We start from the raw sequence: 22276 nt of genomic DNA on the forward strand, positions 1-22276 counted from the left end.
ACCGCCTACTTAACATCATCACTAACAGAGTTGAGTTCACTATTTAACTTTTTTGCTTCTTCTATTGCACTTCTAACTTCATATACAGTGTCACTTTTACCAGAGCAAGAAGGACAAGTTGTTCCACACTTGCAATTAGCAATATGCTCTTTTTCAGGTTCGCGCTCAAATGATTCTACTAAGCATGCACTAGCAGCAAAAAATACTCTAGAAATCATCATAAGAGACCATTGAGCTTGAGATCCAAGATTTATAAAATCTTGCCAATCAGATTCATCAACATCTATAGGCTTCAAATCCACATATAAATCAGGTAAACAGTAAAGCCTATCAGCACTAGAGTACCCAGAACGCTTATCTATTTTATTTGTATTTAACTTATCTCCAGCAAATAACGCAGGCTGAGACATATTTTCAGCCATATTTCTGCTTTCAGCAGGATAATTTTTATTAACTACATGGAAAAGCATGCTGCCAGAAATATTACGTTTACGAGCCAAACTCAACACGTTTAACATTTCTTTATCTATAGGAGAATCTTTAGTTTTAGAATGATTATGATTTGATTGCAAAAATTCTTCTACTTCTTTCTCGTCAAAATACTCAAGCAAAGTTGCACGCGCAAATTCACAATCTGAACTAAAGAAATGCAAAGCCAATTGATAACAAACTAATTGCAAATCAGAAAAAACTTCTTTTTCTGATGGAACAATACCAGTTTTATAATCAATCAATCTTATTGACTCACTAGTTATTTGAGATTCAATATTTTCAGAGCTATTTTCAGAGCCATTTTCCGCACTATTACTGAGATTAGCTCTCGAACCAGTAAGAGCAGAAGAGTCATACGCAGCAGAGTCATACGCAGAGTCATTGTCATTTGCGCAAGATCTAACTTCCATTCGATCCATTCGACCAGAAAGTCGAACTAAAATATCTTCATTATTTTTCGTAGGCCATCCACCTACAAGGAATCCCATAATAGAACGAAGACTATTTAGTTTTTTAGACTCTTCAGGAGTCAAATTTGAACACAAATTCCCATTGCTATCAATACTTTTTCTAGGATTAAAATCAACACCCAAAGTCTTGTAATAAATTCGAGCTATATCTTCAAATCCAAAAGTAGCACGCAATTGACATTCATTATAAGAACGTTTTAAAGTACCAAAATAACCTAAAGCATAATGCCCTTTAGACTTTTTATCAATAGAATTGTCATATCCAATAACTCTACCTAAATCGTCTTTTAAAATATTTCTAGCACTATATGAGCCACTAGCAGATTCAACAAAATAATTCGCAATATCGTAAAGAGCTTTATCAACTTTTCTTTTATTAGTTAAATACATATAGCGACTGCGCACATTTTCATCAACAGAAGAAGTCTTTTCAATCTCTTCATAATATTTACGCATAGTATTAGCAATATGTTTTACTGCATTAACGTAATCTTCTTCACTTTTTTCATCATATCTTCCAATAAATTGTGGATAATTCTCACGTAAATAACGCGTATCTAATAAAGCTTCATTACTTGCCCAACAAGCTGTGTTGTGTATTAAAGTACCAAAACTCGCGCTTGTACTAGATTTTTGTGGGCCACTGAATTCATTTTCAAGCATAGCGCACACAGGACAATTCCATAAAGCATCAACTTTAGAAGGAGAAAGACTAATAATTCGTTTAGATGAAGATACATTTTTAGCTAACTTCGAATCATCACTTAAGCTCTCAGTTAAATCCTCAGATGACGAATCTAAAGATGACAAATCTAAAGATGACGAATCTAAAGACAACTCCTCAGATAACTCAGGCGCATCAGAAGAATCAGACGCAGAATCAGGCGCATCAGAATGTTTATTAACAAAATCCCAAGTTTCAAAATCTGCAGCTTTAACTCCATGATCTTTCAATAATTTCAAAGCACAAAGCGCATCATCAATCTTCTTCTTATCACAATTTTTAATAGCACACATCAGCTGAGCGCGAGCAACGCATACTAAAGATCTAGCATCTGTATCAATAGACGCTAATTTATGATCAATCGGCGTGTATAAAGCTGAACCATCATCATCACTCAAGAATTGAGAAGGCATATACCTGAACAAAAAATCAGATGGAACTAAATCATCATTACGAACTGCACTAATATACAATTGACTTTTTGCACGCGTTACTGCAACAAGAAAACTTCTCTGCTCACTTGTATAAACAGAAGTTTTAGAGTTTACAGATATACCAAAACTACTTTTCATATCAATAGAAAGCGGACGATTTAGCATTTTAGCAATTCGCTTATTTATAGTCATATCAACTAAAGATTCAGCGCCAAACATTGTATTACGAGCTTCAACATTCGGCCAAACATTTTGTTGAACTTGAGGAATCCATACTAATTTCCAACGCTTTCCAGCAGAACCAGCAGGAGTTGCGAGAGTTACAGCATCTGGCAAAGGAGCGATTCGAGCAAGAGAATCTGCCTGAATTTCTAAACCTCTAACTTGTTCAATGAACCTGTTAATAGCACCAGTAAGATTTCCGGTTATAGGCTTGTATTCAATAGCAGAAGACATGTTTTGTTCTGCCATATTAAACTCTTTTGCATACGAGAATAATCTCATAGCTGCATCCAAACGACTGTTCGCAATACGACCAGAATCATTATTTTGTAAAGAAATAATCTGCCATTTTTCAGCAACTGAACAAATATTCCATGCTTGCGAAAGCACATATTTTGGCTCCACTAAAGTAGGATTACATTTCATACTATTTGCCAAATTATAAATTAACTTACATGCATAAATAAGCGCCATATTGTGACTACTAGAAGGACTCATATTATGCAATAAAGTCAATAACGAAATCTTAGTAATTTTTCGCTTAGCTTTATTGTTAATGCAATACTCATCATTTAACGATTCGCATTCATCTTCATCGCTATTTATATTGCTATCATCTTTGATGCAAGAATTATTATCTAAAGAATCCGAATCATATAAGCTTTCGCATAATTCACATAAAATAAGCAAGTAACATAAATCTACACACTCAACAATATTTGAAGAATTATTGACATCTTTGGTTTTAGCATCATCTTTCGTATTAGACGCGTTCTGAGCAGAATTTTCAGCATTTTCAGAATTTTCAGCAGATTTTGCAGAATTTTGATCTACTTTTTCGAAAGAATTTTGATCTATATTTTGATTTGAATTTTCATCTGCATCCTGATTTGTTTCATCAATAATTCGATCATCAACAACATAATTTTCAGTATCTTCACTAGAATTACTGCACATTTTATCTTTTAGCAAATTAAATTCATCAAATATTTTTCGCAAAGGAGAAGAATCATAATCTGAATTTTTCTCTGAACTCAAAGACATCATTGAGTTAAGAGATGCCATAGATCTCATGACATTTTCTACGCTAGACATATTTGCAGGAATAGCATTATTTGAAGAATACGAAGAAATTCCTACATCATAAATATTACTATTTGCATTTTCGCTATATGCACTGTTATTCTTATGCTTCGTTCTCAAAGTGGATTTAGAAGAATCTTCACAATATTCGTTTTGAACTAAAGGACTATTTACAAAATCAATAATTCGGCAACGAACATATGACGCTAGTTCATGCAACGTAAGAGTACCAACAGATATTTCACGAGAGATATCGTCTAATCCACGAAGACTTAACTGAGCTAACTCAATCATTGCAAATAAACCTTGCACAAAAGGCTCATCCGATAACGTTCTTTTAACAGACGAATATCGCACAGGAACGCCATCACGCAATAATCTTTCACCAAAAAGCCTAACTGTATCGTTATCATGCGCGATTAACGCAATGTCACTCCACTTACAATTAGAATCCAAATGAGCACGTTTAATTTGCCAAACAATCATATCTAATTCTTCGCGCGGAGAATGATATATAGAGCCATAAGCATAAGAAGAAGACTTGGAAAGATTATTTGTGCTATCTACGCTATTGTCTTGCGCACGTAGTTTCCAAAGTCGCTTAGACAGTGGCATATCTGTAAACATAAGCGATGAAATAGAAGAATCAATATTGCGAGATAAAGATTCCAAATCTATAGGATTAGAGCGTATTTGCTTAGAAACAAAAGTTGAATTATCTACAATATTTTCAGATGATTCACTTGAATTATTGAACGCAGAAGACGCAGCAGATTCAGCAGACTCCGCAGATTCAGCAGACTCAGAAGACTCAGAAGACTGAGCTGACGAATTTGCAAAAGAGCTAGAACAATCTTCACTAATAATATCTTCACTAAGAATATCTTCAATAGAAATAGATTTAGCTCTCAAAGAACCATTACGAGCAGCTTCAACTACATAATCAGGATACGCTCCTCTAAATGATTGAACGGATTCATCAGGATTTGCAGTTAAAACCATACGAACGCCAACACTAGATAAAGTTTCAAGAAAATTGAATCCACCTAAAGTAACATCTTGAAAATCATCAACAACAACCATAGAAGGAATATGTGCATAACCTGATTTTATTTCAGTTAATTTTTTTACAGCTTTAGATGCTTCAACCATTAAGGTAGATGCATCATAACGCGCAGAATTTCCATATTCTTTACGCAACATATTTCTATAAGACGAACGCAATGCAAATCCAAGTTTCCATTGAACACTTAAACGTTCAACAAAGTCACGCGTGTTAAGAGCCGAATAATCACCATTAGTTAATTCTTCTAAAACACGCGATTCATCTTCTTTGCTAATTATTAACAATTCATCTAAGCGCGCAATAATATCTCTCAATTCGTGGATAAAAGCAGAACTGATAAACGTTTTATTCTTGTTATTATTACGCTCATTTAAGCTATATGAATTACTTGAATTATCGTTAGAAATATCATAATTCAATACAACTGTGTTCCATTGAGAATTATTAAAATATGTCTCAAATAATTTGCAAGTGTCACAACTGCCACTTTCACCTCTAAGAACATGCAATATATGTTCATAGACAACGCTTCTTAACAAAGAATCTTGTTCTGCTCCGTTAATAAGACGCGGAGAGGATTTATGATTTAATAAAGAAAAATCAGAAACAATTCGGAAAGCCAAAGCTGGCAAAGTTCCAACAGGTCTAGATTGGAATGATGCACCTAATTTATTGATGATTTCACTAGAATATTGGTCAGCAGATATGCGATTTTGCACACTCATGTAAACAGGACCATATGGATTATTTCTGCTACTAGAAGACTTTAGCGAAGAAGTTAAATTAGAATAATGCAACATCGCTTTAAAAGCAGCATCAATTGCAAAACGTGTTTTACCGCTATTTGGAGGTCCAAAAACAAGCAAAGTATTTGTAATAGAATCAGAAGAATTCGAACGATTAGATTCCAGTGGTACGCTAGAACACAACTTACCTTCAAACAATGCTTGTAATTGATTCATAGCTTACCCCACTGCATTTCGTTCAAATATAATTACAATCCACAATTATACGGTGAAATCACTCTAATAATAATCATTAAACTTTTTGCACAAAAAACATATGCTATTTTTGAATAATCCTATACAGATTAAAAAAATTTTTTATAGTTAAATAATTATTGGAGCTGACGAAAAATCTCGTAGCAAATAAAAATACACAAGAAAGCAACATAAGAGAATCATGATAAACGCTTAAGAAACATTAGAAACATGATAGAAAATAATCTAAGTTAAAGTAAAAAACTAAAAACAAAAGCATGCTAAAAGCTGAAAAATAGGCTATTTAGAAAAAGCGCTTAAAAAAAAAAACTTAAAAATTAAAAAATAAAAAAGATAATAAAAACAAACTAAAAGAGAAAGATAAGTGAAAATGAATATTGATGAATATAAAAAAGACTACGAAACAGAGTCAAAAGTAGCATTGCAAACGTCAGAAACATTAGAAACAACAGACTCAATAAACGCAACAGAAAACTTAAACTCAACAGACTCAACAAACTCAACAGACTCAATAAACGCAACAATTAAAGCGCTTACAACTCGCGATTACATTATCCGCTCAATCGTACGCGTAATAGCTATAGTCACATCTATATACGGAATGGCTGCATCATGGCAAGGCTGGCTATCTCTTTCATACTTCACAAATCTTTCTAACCTCATGATTTGCTTAGCTCTTGCAGGCTCATTCATTTGGGATACTTACAGCATATCTAATTGTAAAAACGATATAACATGCAAAATAAACACAGAAATAAGAGATGAAACTAAAACTTGGAAAGATACTAAAACTAACGCTTGGTACATTTTCAAATTTATGATGACAATTTCAATAGCAGTAACATTTACTCTTTACTTATGCTTCTTAGCTCCAACCAATAAATTAGGTTTTATAGGAGCATATATGAGCAATGGAGCAAGTAGCCTTTGCGTACATTTCATTACTCCACTTCTAGCAATATTAGACTTCATACTTTTCGACTACTTATTCCGCTCAAAACGTTATCATGTACTTTTTGCAACTATTCCACCACTCGCATACGTTGCTTTTTCTGTATTTTTAGGAAAAGTTGTTGGAGTAAGATGGGGTGAACACGCCATGATAGCTCCATATAACTTCTTGAATTATGGAGCTAAAGCAGGATGGTTTGGATTCGCTCCAGACACATTTAACGCCACAACTCTTGGCATAGGAGTCGCTTATTTATTGGTAATTTTCACTCTGATTTTTATTTGTCTTGGATTAGTTTTCTTAAGCGTTAAAGATTGTCGCGCTCGCAAAATGAAATAATAAAACGTCATAACACGCGGATATAGTCAAATAGAGGTTCGGGGTGCGCTTAGCGCTGAGATTATACCCGTTGAACCTGATCTAGGTAGTACTAGCGAAGGGAAAATCATGACAAAAACGTCGTGTTTTGACAATAACAAAAACAGTGAATTCTCTATTGAAGCTCGACAAAAGCAATTCATAGAAGATGTGAAATCATGCATTGAAGAAGTTAGAGCAAAGAATCCACTAACACATTGCGTAACTAATAATGTTGTTCAAGAAGTTACAGCTAATGTGCTTTTAGCAGCAGGAGCATCTCCTGCAATGGTAGTAGATCCTGACGAAGCAGAAGTGTTCCCTCAAATCGCGTCTGGCGTACTTGTAAATCTTGGAACATACCGTCCTGGAGATAGAGAATCTATGGAAGCAGCTATTCGCGGATCTGTAAAAGCACATACTCCATGGGTTTTTGATCCTGTTGCCGTTGGAGGATTAGGTCCACGCACACAATACGCTCGCGAAGCTGTAAAAAATCAGCCTGCAGTAATAAGAGGAAACGCGTCTGAAATATTAGGCTTAGCAGGTGAAGCAAGCGGCGGAAAAGGCGTAGATGCAGGCGATTCCGTAGATTCAGCAGTTTGTGCAGCAAAAAAGTTAGTTGCACTATATGGATCAATTGTGGCTATTTCTGGCGAAAAAGATGCAATTTACGGTCATGGTTGCTCAGCTCGAGTTGCCGGAGGCCATGAAATAATGACAAAAGTAGTTGGAACTGGATGCTCACTTGGTGCACTAGTAGCTGCATACGTTGGAGCTAATCGCGAGCGCCCATTTGCTGCTACAGTTGCAGCGCACGTACACGCAGCAGCAGCTGGAACTTGGGCATCGAAACGATCAACTTCTCCTGGAACTTTCCGCACACTATGGATGGATGCGCTTATGGATTTAAGCGCTGAAGAAATGCTGGAACTAACAGATATTGAATTCAATATTGACCCAGTCGACTGGTCACTTTACTTCATAACAGATCCTAATATGAGCGAACGCTCAGAAATTGACATCGCACTTGATTGTGTAGAAGGCGGATCTGGCGTAGTTCAATTGCGAGATAAATACGCAGATAGTGAAACTTTTAATAATAAAGCTCGCCAATTACGTCAAAAGTTAATTGCTAACGGTCATGGAAATGTTCCTATCTTCGTTGACGATCGCGTAGAATGCGCTAAAACATTAGGCTTTAACTTGCATATTGGTCAAACTGACATGCCATATATTGAAGCTCGCAAAACAATTCCAGCAGAGTGGATGGTAGGTCTTTCTATTGAAAATACAGAGCAAGTAGATTCTGTATATAACGAGTGCCTAAAAGAGAATATCCCTCTTCCTGACGTTATTGGAATTGGTCCTGTATGGGCTACTTCTACTAAACCAGATGCAGGTCCTGCACTAACGAATGAAGGCTTGGAAAAAATAGCAAAACGCGCTAAAGAACTTGGAATTAAATCAGTTGGAATAGGCGGAATAAACGAAAAAACTGTTTTTCCTATAAAAGACTCTTCAGTAGATGGATTATGCGTAGTATCTGCTTTGATGCGCGCAGAAAATCCTAAAGAAGAAGCAAATAAATTACATGCAATTATTAAGAAAGATTGATAACAATGACTGAAAATACAAACACTGCTCTATCTCTTGAAACAGCACGTCATTCATCTCTTCCACCATTGAATGAGCCAATTGTACCTAGAGTATTAAGCATTGCTGGAACTGATCCAACAGGTGGAGCTGGAATTCAAGCTGATTTGAAATCTATTATGGCTTCACACGGTTATGGAATGTGTGTAACAACAAATCTAGTAGCTCAAAATACTTGCGGAGTTAGAAATGTGTATACTCCACCTACAGATTTTTTGAAAGCGCAATTAGAAGCAGTATTCGATGATGTTGATATTGACGCTGTAAAAATCGGAATGTTAGGAGATACATCTTACATTAACTTAGTTCAAGAATGGCTAAAAAATCATCCTGTTCCAGTTATTGTTTTAGATCCAGTTATGGTTGCAACTTCAGGAGACAGACTTCTAGAAAAATCAGCTGAAGATGCTATGCGAAAGTTTGCATCACAAGCAGATATAATCACTCCAAACATTCCAGAATTAGCAGTGTTATGCGATAAGCAACCTGCTACTAATTTTGAAGAAGCATGCGATCAAGCTAGTAAGTGGGCATCAGAAAACAACACAATTGTTATTGTTAAAGGCGGACACTTAACAGATGCTGACGCTGGAAACACTGTAGTATTCCCAGACGGAAATACAATACATGTTCCATGCCCTCGCATAAACACTACTACTACTCACGGTACTGGCTGCTCACTTTCTTCATCACTTGCAACTCGCATAGGATTAGCATTATTAGAAGGCAAAAAGTTAAGTGACTATAGCACAGTATCAAACGCATTAGCTTGGACTACTCATTGGTTGAATGAAGCTATTAGATGCGGAGAATATTTGCATGTTGGAAAAGGTCATGGACCTGTAAATCATGCTGCTAGAAATTATCGCTTGGAGCTAGATTCTTCTGCTACACCTTGGGAACACATGAGAAGTCATAATTTCGATGGGTGCAGCCCAGAAACACTTATTGCTCCTGCTCACAGCACTCCACGCAAGCCAGTTCTAGAACCTTGTGGACGATGGACACAAGCATTATGGAACGCGAGCGCAGATGTAGATCACAATATTATGAACATGCCTTTTATTAAGGCTTTGTGTGATGGAAGTCTAGATAAAGATTTGTTTGCGTTCTACATAAACCAAGACGCAGAATATTTGAAGCGCTATTCGCGTGCTTTAGCTGCAGTAGCATCTAAGTCAACTGACAATGAAGCCAGAGTACATTGGGCTTCAGGATCTGCTTTATGTATTGAAGCTGAATCTCAATTACACACTAATTGGCTTGGTGGAATGGATATAAAAATGGATCCATCTTGCTCACCTGTAACGCTATCTTATGTAAATCATTTGCTAGCAAGAACTTCTGCAGATGATTATGTTATAGGTGCAGCTTCAGTATTGCCTTGCTATTGGTTATATGCTGAAGTTGGTCGTGCTTTGATTTCTGGAAATACTCCTGATAATCCTTATCACGATTGGATTAACATGTACTCTTCTGACGAATTTGAGGAAGGCGTAAAATCTGCTATCGGATTCGTAGAGCGTGCATTTGAAGAAGCAGGACCAAAAGATCGCGTTCTAGCAGCTCAAGCATATATGACTTCATGCATATATGAATATAACTTCTTTAATCAAGCTCATCGAGCATTAAGGTGATTTACTAATAAAATAGCAAACAGCTAAAATGGAAGTTAAAAATGAGTGCTATAGCACAAAATGATTAGCTAAAATAATGAGCTAAAAAAAAAATAAAATAACTAAAAACAGATAACTAAAAAATATTGTGGTGCAAACTTTAGGTCTCTAGAGCTTGCACCACAAATTTTAAATTGCACAAAAACAACAACTACGTATACTAAAAATAAGCTAAGTATATAGTTGCTAACGCAAAATTGCGTTAGTAGATACTTTAACATACTTTTAGACAAAACTTAACTTAATATTCCAAAAAATTAAACAAATAAAGAAAAATAAAGATGAATTTTATAAATTTCTTATCTTTATTTCTCCTCTTTATCTCTTTCGTTTATTTATTTATCTCTTTATCTCTTGATTTCTCTTTAGAATCAGATTTATCTTCTTTACGCTTCTTTTTCTTCACAGGGAAACCAGCCCATAATATATAACCAATAACAAGAAGAAGGCTTAAAATTGACCACACAATCCACCACGGGAAATGTGGAACATCAGGCTTTTTACCACGCAAAGCCTGATCCGACAAAGGCGTTGGAATAATACGCTCACCTGTTACCAAAATCCTTTGAGTGTTAATACCCAACGGCGTACACGTAATAAGCGTAACTAAATCTTTACCTGGAACAACAGCAATCTTCTTAGTTTCATCAGGATTTACAACAACTTTATCAATCACACGATAAGTAAGAATCTCATTAAAAACTTCAATTGTAAAAGTATCGCCTTTATTTACTTCATCTAGTCTTGTAAACATTTCTGCACTAGCAAGACCACGATGACCTGTAATCACTGATCTAGTATTAATTCCACCAACAGGCAACGAAGTACCGCGTAAATGTCCTAAACCTTTAAGCAAAGTATCGTCAGAAGTTCCATGATAAATTGGCAAATCGAGATCAATTTTTTTAATACGCAAACGAGCCATCAAACCGTCATCACTAGCTTTTAATTGGTCCCAATAATTTTGACTTTCATCTGACGTAGCCCCATGAGAAGTAGGAATATTAGTATTCGCTTCATAAATAGCACCAACTGAAAGTTTTTTATTATATTCATGCGCACGCTCAATCTGCTCATGCGGAGCTGGAATCGCATGCGTAACAAGTCTTGCGTATTCTGCAGCAACTTCAGACATATGATACTGGCTTAACCACATTGCAGCATGAGGATAAATAAGAGATGAGAAGGATGCAATCAAAAAAATAGCAGGGATAATTGAAGCCTTAGAAAACTTCCAACGATTGTTTTTATCAGAAGATTTAGTATCAGAAGACTTACCGGATTTATTTGATTTACAAGAATGCTTAACTGGCACTACGTTAAGATCAAAAAAGCGGAACAACCTCATAAGAACACGTCACCCTGACTGTAATTACTTTAAGAAAAACAATTAGTGGGCTTAATGGGATTCGAACCCACGACCTTCTGCTCCGGAGGCAGACGCTCTATCCACTGAGCTACAAGCCCGCAACCTGTGAAAGTATACATGTTGCTAGGGATTGAAACATCTTAAAAATTATCGAGATACGCCATCAAGAGGAGTTGTTTCAACTGTGCGAGTCAGCTCATCATCGTCAGCATCGTAATCAAATAATTCTCCATAACGACCCCAACTAATAGCAATATCAAATTGTTGACGAGCTAAAGCATCTGTATGCTTACTACGTAACAAATCTAAAATCAACTCACCGCGCAACTTGCCATTGCGATTTCGACTTAATGCTTGGTCAATTGCGTGTACTAGTGGAGCATGCTCAATAGCTAATCTTGCAAAAACTTGCTTACTATGCAAAATATCAGCATTATGCCACTCTTCTCCAGCTGGAGTAATAGTAATATGTCCGTTATCTGCAGTAATAAGATCGAGCATTGTTCCAGCATCTACTAGTGGGAACAAATCGTCAATTTCAAACGATAAATCAGCTGCCAAATCTGCTAAATCGATTCCTTCTGGCACTTCAGAAATCACATCAAGTAAACCTGCCATACCGCCAGGAGTTGCATTAGGCAAAAGATGCATTGCAACAGGCTCTTTAGTAGCTTCATTATCTTCAGAATCAACATTAGTTTCAGATTCAGCAACTACTTCTTGCTCATGATGTTTATCTACAAGCATATCTGCAATTGCTGCAGCTTCATTATCTTCAGAATCTTCATCTTCTACTTCTTGCGTTGCAACTTGATCTTCTACTGAATCAGAAGTATTTGATTCTTCAGAACTTTCTGGAGCTGAACCAGTAAGAATAGCATATAAATTATCTACCATTGCTTCAAATTCAGCACTGTGTTTATCACGCGGACGAGGCAAATCAACATCAACATCTGCAATCAAATGACCCGGATGAGATCCAAGAACCACAACACGATCTGCCATTTGAACAGCTTCTTCAATGTTATGAGTAACAATCAACACAGATTTAATATCTCTTTGTTCGCTAGACCACAACTTCAAAACTTCTTGGCGCAAGTTTTCAGCAGTAAGAACATCAAGAGCAGAAAATGGCTCATCCATAAATAATGCGTCTGGTCGAAGCACTAAAGCGCGCGCAATACCTACACGCTGACGCATTCCACCAGAAAGTTCTTTAGGATAAGCACTTTCAAAGCCATCCAAACCAATTGAATCTATAGCAGCTAAAGCTAATTCAGTACGCTTTTCTTTACTAACACCGCGAGCGCGTAATCCAAGCTCAACATTATCTTGAACTGTGAGCCATGGCATCAATGCGAAAGTCTGAAATACTATTGCAACTCCTGGATTTGGTCCAGTAAGCTCACGACCACGATAAGTAACATTACCTTCAGTAGGTTGAATAAGACCTGCCATAGTTCTTAAAAGAGTGGATTTTCCTGCTCCTGAACGACCTAATATAGCAACAATTTCGCCTTCTTTAAGAGTGAAGGAAATATCATGCAACACATGCTGAGTAGTGCCACTATCAGATGTAAAGCTTTGGCTAATATGTTTTGCATCTATAATATCGCTAGTAACGAGAGAACCATTTTTTAATGCATTTCTGTTTGTAGTAGTCATAATTTTTGCCGTTCTACTAAATAATTATTTAATTTGTTTACATTGAAGATTTATTAGCTCTAATTAACGAATAATCATATTTAATTTAATACGTACCGCTTTTCGGAAATACGTTGCAAAGGAGACCAAAATAGTCGATTACTCATTACTACAATCAAGCTCATTACAGCAACTCCAACTAATGTGCGAGCAGCATCACCATTTGTAGTAGCAGAAGTGATATACGCACCTAAACCAGAAGTTTGCATATGATGCTTGCCGTATTCAACTATTTCAGAAACAATCGAAGCATTCCAAGCACCACCAGCAGCAGTAATACCACCAGTGCACCAAGAACCGAAAATAGAAGGCAAAATCAAAGTTTTCCAACGCAATACTTGACTCAACCTAAAACTACGAGTCATCTCACGCAAATCGTCAGGAATAGCACTTGCACCAGCAATAACATTGAACAAAATGTACCACTGAGTACCTAGAGCCATTAAAATAATACTTCCAAAACCAAGATCAATATGCCAAGCCATAAACCACATCATCGCAAATGGGAATATGAAGTTTGCTGGGAAACTCGCCAATATTTGCACAATAGGTTGCATAATTCTAGAAATCTTAGGATTCATACCAATAAGCACACCTATAGGGACCCAAATCAGAGAACTGACGATAATCAAAGCAGCAACTCGCAAAAATGTAATTCCACCAAGCACTCCAGCTGTAATAAATTCATTTAATCCTGCTTTTGAATTAACAAAATAAAGCATTTGGAATACTCCAGCACAAATAAGCAAAATCATAACAATGCTGAAAACCCAATCGCCAAACTTACGCTGAGATGCACTATGAGGCCATTTTGCACCAGTTCTTCCAAATGGTCGTGTGATTTTTTCAAGAAACTCACGAAGTGGAGAAAACAGTTTGCTAACAATTTCATCTGCATGAGAATGACGAATAATTGTCAAAATCATACTTTTACGCTCTTCATCAGCTGCACTTTGAGTAATACGGAAACGCTCAGACCAAGCAGTAAGAGGTTTCCACAATAAGAAATCTATAGCAAGAACTACTACAACCATTGATGCAATAGCCCACCAAATATTGCCAAGCTTATTTTCTGCAGCTGATTGTGCAACAAAGCTACCGATACCAGGCAAAGCATAAGTGTTGTTATTAACAGAAATCATCTCCGATGCAGTTAGGAAGAACCATCCGCCTCCAACAGACATCATGCAATTCCAAAGTAAAGGAATCATTGAGTTAGGCATATCTAATACCCAGAATCTCTGCCAATGAGTTAATTGCAAAGATCTAACAGCTTCGTCTAATTCTTTAGGCTCACTAAGTAAAGAACGATGGAAAGAAAATGTCATATTCCACGCTTGGCTTGTAAAAATAGCAAAAACAGATGCAGCTTCTACACCCAACATTGACCCTGGGAAAATAACTAGCCAAATAGTTACAGTAGCCGAAAGAAAACCAAGTATTGGTACTGATTGCAAAATATCAAGCAAAGGTATTAAAACTTTGCCAAGTCTTCTACTACGAGCAGCAGCAAGACCATAGACAACAGTAAAAATCAACGATGCTATAAGTGCAAGAAACATGCGAAAAACAGATCTCAAAGTGTAATAAGGCAGATTTATTAAATCTGTAGACACTTTTGAAGGAATACCATAAGGCCCAATTGGCTGGTTTATGCGCTGAAGCAAATACGCTGTAACGCCAAATAAGGCAAATATTCCAATGCAAACGAGTATATCTGACACAAAGCGAGTGTTTGCATCTACTTGATTATTGGTGTCACTCTTATGCGACATAGTGAAAATTGTCATAAAGTCCTCGATTAAACACCGCATAAATATGATTTCATGCGAGGAACGTGCAATACATAAGCCGTATAACACCGTAAAAACAAGATGTAACGCGCGAAACTTTAAAAAGTTATTAGTAAAAATTTCATTAAATAAAATCAACTCTAAGTAAAATCTACAAATATAAAACAAAGCCCAAAGAAAAAAATTATGTACTCAATTTAGAAAATATTCATAAAGTTCTTATAAAAAACTTGCCTTATGCATTATTTTCTTGCTTTATGCACTATTTTTTCTTTATTATTTTATTTTTAAGCTTTACTTTACAACTTTATTTTAAATTTTCACTCGTAGCTTTTAATTGTATTCACACAATGCGCTTCAAATTATTTGATGGTGATTGCCGACTTTATTAAATTTAGAAGGAACATCCAGAGTACTACTTCCGACACTACTATCAGAGCCGTCACTCAGCTTTTCATTACTATGACTACTATTATCGCTACTGTCTTCCACGGCAAATCACCTCCTAAAACTCGTGCATTAAAGCAAACACATATTCATCATTGAACCGGGAGGAACGCAAGAAAACCAATGCTAAATCCATTAGCTCATTTTGCACTTCAAATCACACAAACTGTACTTAACACTTGTGTAATCAGCAATATGAGAGCCCAATAAATAAAGCACTCGTCGTTCAAGCTTCAGCTTCGCAGGGCGGTGGCGTTACATTAGTCGAAGCCTTGAAACGACAACGACTGTTGACCAACTTGCAGTGTCTCCACTGTGCTGCGGTAGCAACCCTTATCCCCGTGGTAGCCTTACCTACCGACCGAGGTAATTATAAAACGCCACACTATTCATGTCAACACAAAAACCTTACGAACTATATATTTCTTACACAAATTTTAGATTCACATTACGCATAAGAATTCCACCAAGACTTCACAGCAACAGTTCCTAAAAACTTCCACCAAAACTTCCACCAAAACTTCACAGCAATCTTTTCATTTTTTATTGAAATACAAATGTTTTAAATAAGCGCATTACACAGAAGAAAATCCCTAATTCACGGCGTGTCGAATGCATGCATTCAGCGTAATCTTGTATACGAATATTGAGTTGGATAATAGTATAAGCAATGAAGTATGACGCAACAATTTTTAAGCAAAAAACATGTTATAAACGTTGCTATCAACGAACTTCAAAAGTCCAATACTCGAACTTTTGAAATGGATGTTGAGCATCATTGTGTGAATTTTATAAACAAACGTAGCGAGTTAAAAGCGCTACTTATTATAAGAGAAAGGGCTGCCAGATGATAAATCGCTTCTTCGCTTTCGTGCCTGGAGTTAAACATTTAGTGGCATTAAAAGCAATATGCTTGAGCATTTCCTCTCTCTTAAATATCGGCTTAGTTTATGTGTTCGTAGGAATCTTATCTCCAGTTTTAAGACCAATACACACATCTCATCAATCATTGATAACAACAGTTGAATTAACATCTTATTTAGTTGCTTTCGTAGGAATTGCAGTTATTAAATACCTTATTTTAAGATGGTCATATAGCTTAGGCGGAGATATTAGCACTCATGTTGCAATGCGTTTAAGGCCTAAAATGCTACACGCAATTCTTTCGTTGAGAGCAATAAAAGACAACGATTCTCCGTACTCTTTCGGCAATTTGAATTATGATACTAAATCTTCAAAATCTATTTCAGTAAATAACGATGTAGTGAATATGCAATTCTGGTGCGGATTATTTGTACCTCAAGTATTTGCTTCCGTTGTTACGCCTTTAGTTATAAGCGTAGTGCTATTCTCTGTTAATCCATCTATTGCAGCTATATCTTTAATGACTGCAATATTTACTATCGCTACCTCATGTTGTGCTTTCTTCATAGACGTATCTTCAACAATACGATGCTTATGCGCATTCTTCGCTTATATTGCTGCAGCAGCAGCGATCATATCTACGATATGGATTTCTTCAATTCGCACAGTAGGATTACCTTCAGCTATGCTAACTATGCCATTACTTATGCTTAGCATAGAACCATTGCGTAGATGCGGAAGATACATGCATATGGCTAATTCAGCTAGAAGCTCATTCATAAGAATTTATTATCTGCTAAACAAATTCGCAAATTCTTCATCTTTAAATTCATTTACAGACGATTCAACTAAATTAACTTTGCCAGACGGAGCAAATAATCTTGTTTTACATGTAAGCGCAGATTTACAATCTGAGTCAAAAGATTCTAACGAAGGATCATATAATCTAGCTACGAAAGATTCTAAACTCAATTCAGATTATTCAGATTATTCAAATATGACTTTTGTAGCACGCGCAGGATCTCTTAATGTAATACCAGCTAAATTCAATGAAATTATGAAATCTAAAGTATTCTCTTGTGCAGGCTTTAGCACTGATACGCAAGTAGAATTGACTTATAACGATCGCTATGAATTAGACGATAGTTCAGATTACTCAAGCTATTCATCAAATAATTACAATAAAAATGATTCACCATTCGTAGAAGCTAAAACCTTTGACTTAGAGAAATCTTCTAGCATATCTCTTTGCGGAGCTAAACCTGGAGCACTAGCTGATTTAGTTAGCGTTGTAAGTAATAGAAGCCACCTTTTTGACGATACTTTAAGAGCAAATCTTCTTATGGCAGCGCCACTAGCGACTACTACGTCAATGTGGGAAGCTTTGCGCGAAGCTCGAATTGATGGAATGGTATATGCAGATTATGATGGCTTAGACTTACGAATTGATAGATTGAAGAATCTTTCTAAAGAAAATAATTCTAAAGCATGCATTATGCGAAAACTCGTTTTAGCGCGCGCAATTTTAAGACATACTCCTGTGTATATAGTTGACTTTTCAAATGATTATATGGACGAAAGCGAAGCTGCTAAAATCTGTGCAATATTGCGTAAATTAGCAAGAAAATCTATTGTAATCGCTCTAATGCCAGCTAGTGCACAAGAATATGGCGTTATAGATAAGAATTCAATACTAGATATTTCATTAAATAAATTAAATAAATTAGATAATAAGACTTCAGAAAATAAACCAGATAAAACTAAAGTAACGAATTCTTCATTTTCACAAATTTCTGCTGAAAATGCCACCAAATCAAGCATCTACAGATCTTCAGAAAATAATTCTGATGCAAGTTCTTTTGCAAGTCCTAATGCGAATGCTTATGTTACAAGTAGCTCATCGCAAGAAGCACAAGACGCGCAATCTTCGAATAAAGAAAGCAAAAGTTCTAGATTCGTATATTGGACACTTCGTTTACTAAAAGCTATTCTTTCTACTTTTGCAACAGCAATAAGCGTTTTCGCTGCTATTTTCATTCCTGTTTGCACAGTAGCTGCAATGTTTGCTATAGCTGGACGTTCTATTTTTGGATTTACTATGAAAGAGTGTTTGCAAGGCGCGTTAATTTGCATGTTCTTAAGGCTTATAACGTTAATTGCATCTTTCGCTGGAATCGATCTACATCACAGCCGTCAACGCAAAATCACTCTTACAATGACTTTAGGCTTAACAATTGCATCAATACCCGCATTCTTACTACTATGGTATTTCAACATTCAGCTGATGATAATATCCATTGTTGTTTACGTTTTAGCTGTTTTGCTTATACCTTGGTATCGTTTTATGCGCTCCCGCAAGATATTAAAGAGCATGAACAACCACATGCAAGCTGTTGAACGCGAAGTTAAAGATATAGAGCTTGGAATAGATGAAGTTCTTGCATTCCGTTTAGGTGAGCGTTGCGTAGACAATATGATTCAAACTATGGAACGTCTTGCAACACAACGTATGAGATTAGCTCGTAGACTTGGTGGAATGTGCTCGCTTATTATGTCGCTTTCACTTACAGGAATGATGGTAGGAATGATGGTAATTGCTCAAAATGTGCATCCAAATCCTGCAAATGTACCATCTTGGAGCACAGTTTACGCTGTTATGGCTGTGATTGTATTAGCTAGCTTATTGAAGCAAATGCTTGACGTAGTTTTGCGACGCACGCCTTGGGTGGTGAACGCAAGTGACTAGAAGATTTGCTAATTCTTCAAGTTTTTCTAAAAGCGAATCCTATACTAGAAAACGTTCATGGAAATCACTATTATGGCTAATTTTATTAGCTGCAATTATTGGAATCATAATAGGATTGATGCTACCTCATTTTAACAATAACGTAGCTCAAGTTACAGGATCTTATGAAGCATACGGTAGCGCTGCAGACGCATTGAAACAATTATCTGTAAAATCACCTCACAAAGGCGGGTACGAACGTCATATTTTCGGATATCGCACTACAGACGATGATGGAAATGGATGCGATGTACGAGATGACGTTCTAGCTCGTGATTTAATACACGTGCGTTTTACTTATGTAGGTTCATGCAAAGTAAAATCTGGGATATTACACGACCCTTACACAGGCCTAGAGATTAACTTTAAGCGCGGACGCAAAACAAGTTCTTTAGTACAAATAGATCATGTTGTAGCTCTAGAAAACGCATGGCAATCTGGAGCTTGGAAATGGGATTCTGCTAAACGACTACGCTTTGGAAACGACATGCTAAATCTTCTTGCAGTACAAGGAGATGCAAATCAAAAGAAAGGTTCTGCTTCAGCAGCTTATTGGCTACCTTCAAACAAATCATTTAGATGCTCATACGTTGCAAGGCAAATCGCAGTTAAGCGCAAGTATGATTTATCTGTAACTTCTATTGAAAAACAAGAAATGCTTTCAATTCTTCACACTTGCAACGCGCAGTCTTTACCAACCAAATAGAAGTATTTACAACTACCTAAATAGAAGAATTTATTAAATAAATAGAAATCTTTACATCTAAATAAATAGAAATATCTACAAACTAAATAGAAATTCATCTAGAAACACTAACAAAATTAGCTTTACAACACTAACAAAATCAGCTTTATTACTCAATCGACTCAGAAAGACTCATCCATTCTTCTTCTAGCGAATTTGATTCTTGCTCAAAGCTTTGCAATTCCTCGTTTAACTTTTGCAATCCAACAAAATCACTTGGATCATGACAAGCCATATTCGATTCAATATCTGCCTTTTGCGATTCAAGTTTAGCTAACTTTCGTTCAATAGCAGCAATTCGTCTTACAGCATCGTGATAAGCTTTGCCAGTTAATTTTTGAGAGCTTGAATCATTAGAATCTTTTGACAAATCAGAAGTTTTAGAAGAATTAGACGAATCAGACGAATCAGAAGTTTCAGCAAATAATCCTTGTGAAGCATCACTTTTAGAGCTTTCCAAATTCTTATTTGAAGATTGCAAATAAGAATTAGAAGGATTAGAAGAATTAGAAGGATTTTCTAAAGAAGACTTCGCATTTTTAAGCTGCAAACATTCAACAATTTGCAAATATTCATCTACTCCTCCAGGTAAATGACGAATTTTACCATCAATTAAAGCAAATTGCTGATCAGTTACTCGTTCAAGCAAATATCTATCGTGAGATACAACGATAAGAGTTCCAGGCCACGTATCAAGTAAATCTTCCATCACAGCCAACATATCAGTATCAAGATCATTTCCAGGCTCGTCCATAATTAGAACATTTGGCTCATCAAGAAGAATCAGCAATAATTGCATACGTCGTTTTTGACCGCCAGAAAGATCTCGAATAGGAGTCATCAACTGCTCAGGCTTAAAACCGAGCCTTTCCATCAATTGTCCGGGAGTTACTTCCTTGCCATCAATTACGTAACTTGGCTTGTATCTGCTTAAAACTTCTTTAACTTTGTATTTTCCAAGTTTTTCTAGCTCATCAAGCCTTTGCGAAAGCACAGCGAACTTCACTGTTTTTCCAATGTTTACATGACCTGAAGTAGGTTTTAACGAACCATCAATAATGCTTAATAATGTAGATTTTCCAGCGCCATTAGCACCTACTATTCCAAAACGATCTCCAGGCCCTATAAGCCAAGTAACATCATCAAGAATCATTCTGCCTGTTACAGTCTTTTGTATTGATGCACACGTTTCTAAATTATCTTCCAAATTATCTTCCAAAATGTCTTCTGAATTACTTTGAGAAGAATTTTTTGAAGTATTATCTATTGAAATAGTTACAGAACCATTATGCATAGGCTGATCAAAAGAAGAATGAACAATATCTACTTCATTCAAATTTGAGCAGGATGACGAAGAATCTACAGTATTAGAATCATCTCGCGAATTATTTTCTACTATGCTATTAGAAATATTTGTATCAATATTTGTATCAATATTTGCTAGTTTATGACTGTTTTCAAAAATTTGAGTCACATCAATTAAATCCACAACCTGCTTACCTAAACGCGAAGTTGCCATCTTCTTTAATTCAAGCGTATTACGCATTGGAGGAACGTCAGCAATCAATTCTCTAGCTTGTTTTACATGGAATTTTTGTTTAGTAGATCTAGCTCTTGCTCCTCTAGAAAGCCAAGCTAACTCTTTACGAGCTAAATTACGCCTACGATTCTCACGAACATCAGCCTGACGTTCTCTCTCAACACGCTGTAACATATATGCACTGTAACCACCTTCAAAAGGATCTATAGTGCCATCGTGAACTTCCCACATAGAGTTACAAACTTCGTCTAAAAACCATCTATCATGCGTAACTAAAAGCAATGCTCCAGTTGCAGGAGTCCAACGATGAAGTAAATGTTCAGCAAGCCAATGTATTGTTACAACATCCAAATGATTTGTAGGCTCATCTAAAGCGAGAATATCCCAATCATGAAGTAATAATCGCGCTAAATCAGCTCTTCTTCTCTGACCGCCTGAAAGAGTTCCAACTCGTGCTTCAAGATTTATTCCACCTAATAATGCTTCAACTATTTCACGAGATTTAGTATCCGCAGCCCACTCGTAATCTTCTCGATTTTCTAAAGCAGCTTCACGCACAGTTGCATTATCGTCTAGAGGATCTCGCTGATCCAACATTCCAAAAGTTAATCCACCGCGCCTAGTTACACGACCAGAATCAGGTAAAAGAGCGCCAGAAAGAAGACGTAATAACGTTGATTTTCCATCTCCATTACGCCCTACTATTCCAATGCGATCCCCTTCACATACACCTTGAGTTACATCTGTAAAAATCGTTTTAGTCGCAAATTCAAGAGATACTCGTTCTAATCCCAAATCATACGTAGGCATAATGCACAAATATAGCCGTAGACTTATACGAATTTATATATTATTGAAATACGCACTCATAGACACAAAAGCACTAACGCACACAA

General features: G+C 36.3%; 11 protein-coding genes, 1 tRNA gene and 2 riboswitches. Of the genes, 5 read left to right on the top strand and 7 right to left on the bottom strand.

Annotation, left to right across the window (positions count from 1 at the left end; genetic code table 11):
• Nucleotides 1–5 precede the first annotated feature (5 nt).
• On the bottom strand, nucleotides 6–5453 hold the full coding sequence (locus HXT27_RS00775; protein WP_103043493.1) for a 3'-5' exonuclease: 5448 nt from the start codon (nucleotides 5451–5453) through the stop codon (nucleotides 6–8).
• 640 nt (nucleotides 5454–6093) lie between these two features.
• On the opposite strand from HXT27_RS00775, the gene HXT27_RS00780 reads away from it, so the two are divergent.
• The 3 genes from HXT27_RS00780 to HXT27_RS00790 all read left to right on the top strand — a co-directional run bounded on the left by HXT27_RS00780 (nucleotide 6094) and on the right by HXT27_RS00790 (nucleotide 10094).
• On the top strand, nucleotides 6094–6783 hold the full coding sequence (locus tag HXT27_RS00780; protein ID WP_369803171.1) for a hypothetical protein: 690 nt from the start codon (nucleotides 6094–6096) through the stop codon (nucleotides 6781–6783).
• A 29-nt stretch (nucleotides 6784–6812) separates the two neighbouring features.
• Nucleotides 6813–6904: riboswitch (TPP riboswitch) on the top strand.
• Nucleotides 6892–8418, top strand: a complete 1527-nt coding sequence (gene thiM / locus HXT27_RS00785) for a hydroxyethylthiazole kinase (RefSeq protein ID WP_075523574.1) — start codon at nucleotides 6892–6894, stop codon at nucleotides 8416–8418. Its footprint overlaps the riboswitch before it by 13 nt.
• Nucleotides 8419–8423: 5 nt before the next feature.
• Nucleotides 8424–10094 (top strand): bifunctional hydroxymethylpyrimidine kinase/phosphomethylpyrimidine kinase, encoded by a 1671-nt coding sequence (locus HXT27_RS00790; RefSeq protein ID WP_082266267.1) that lies wholly within the window; start codon nucleotides 8424–8426, stop codon nucleotides 10092–10094.
• A 370-nt stretch (nucleotides 10095–10464) separates the two neighbouring features.
• On the opposite strand, the gene HXT27_RS00795 is transcribed toward HXT27_RS00790, so the two are convergent.
• From HXT27_RS00795 to HXT27_RS00815, 5 genes are all read right to left on the bottom strand, one after another.
• Nucleotides 10465–11481: a class C sortase gene (locus HXT27_RS00795; RefSeq protein ID WP_422113166.1), complete on the bottom strand. Its 1017-nt coding sequence runs from the start codon at nucleotides 11479–11481 to the stop codon at nucleotides 10465–10467.
• A 46-nt stretch (nucleotides 11482–11527) separates the two neighbouring features.
• Nucleotides 11528–11600: transfer RNA gene (locus HXT27_RS00800), tRNA-Arg, on the bottom strand.
• A 49-nt stretch (nucleotides 11601–11649) separates the two neighbouring features.
• On the bottom strand, nucleotides 11650–13167 hold the full coding sequence (locus tag HXT27_RS00805) for a nitrate/sulfonate/bicarbonate ABC transporter ATP-binding protein (RefSeq protein WP_075523575.1): 1518 nt from the start codon (nucleotides 13165–13167) through the stop codon (nucleotides 11650–11652).
• Between the two features lie 80 nt (nucleotides 13168–13247).
• Nucleotides 13248–14996 carry an ABC transporter permease gene (locus HXT27_RS00810; protein WP_422113167.1) on the bottom strand — a complete coding sequence of 583 codons (1749 nt, stop codon included), beginning with the start codon at nucleotides 14994–14996 and terminating at the stop codon, nucleotides 13248–13250.
• A 360-nt stretch (nucleotides 14997–15356) separates the two neighbouring features.
• Nucleotides 15357–15491, bottom strand: a complete 135-nt coding sequence (locus HXT27_RS00815; RefSeq protein ID WP_255408297.1) for a hypothetical protein — start codon at nucleotides 15489–15491, stop codon at nucleotides 15357–15359.
• Between the two features lie 166 nt (nucleotides 15492–15657).
• Nucleotides 15658–15815, bottom strand: a riboswitch (M-box (ykoK) riboswitch).
• A gap of 478 nt (nucleotides 15816–16293) precedes the next feature.
• Between HXT27_RS00815 and HXT27_RS00820 the strand changes: the two genes are divergently transcribed.
• Both HXT27_RS00820 and HXT27_RS00825 read left to right on the top strand, forming a co-directional pair.
• Complete coding sequence (locus HXT27_RS00820; protein WP_103043491.1) at nucleotides 16294–19056, top strand: hypothetical protein; 2763 nt, start codon at nucleotides 16294–16296, stop codon at nucleotides 19054–19056.
• 118 nt (nucleotides 19057–19174) lie between these two features.
• The gene (locus HXT27_RS00825) at nucleotides 19175–19801 is read left to right on the top strand and encodes an HNH endonuclease family protein (protein WP_082266269.1); all 627 of its coding nucleotides are present in this window, start codon (nucleotides 19175–19177) and stop codon (nucleotides 19799–19801) included.
• A 148-nt stretch (nucleotides 19802–19949) separates the two neighbouring features.
• Here the strand turns inward: HXT27_RS00825 and HXT27_RS00830 are convergent, their stop codons facing one another.
• Entirely contained in the window at nucleotides 19950–22190 is a 2241-nt protein-coding gene (locus tag HXT27_RS00830; RefSeq protein ID WP_422113168.1) for an ABC-F family ATP-binding cassette domain-containing protein, read from the bottom strand.
• Nucleotides 22191–22276: the final 86 nt, after the last annotated feature.

Source organism: Gardnerella bivia (genome assembly GCF_049262715.1).
In the GTDB taxonomy this organism is placed as follows: domain Bacteria; phylum Actinomycetota; class Actinomycetes; order Actinomycetales; family Bifidobacteriaceae; genus Bifidobacterium; species Bifidobacterium vaginale_A.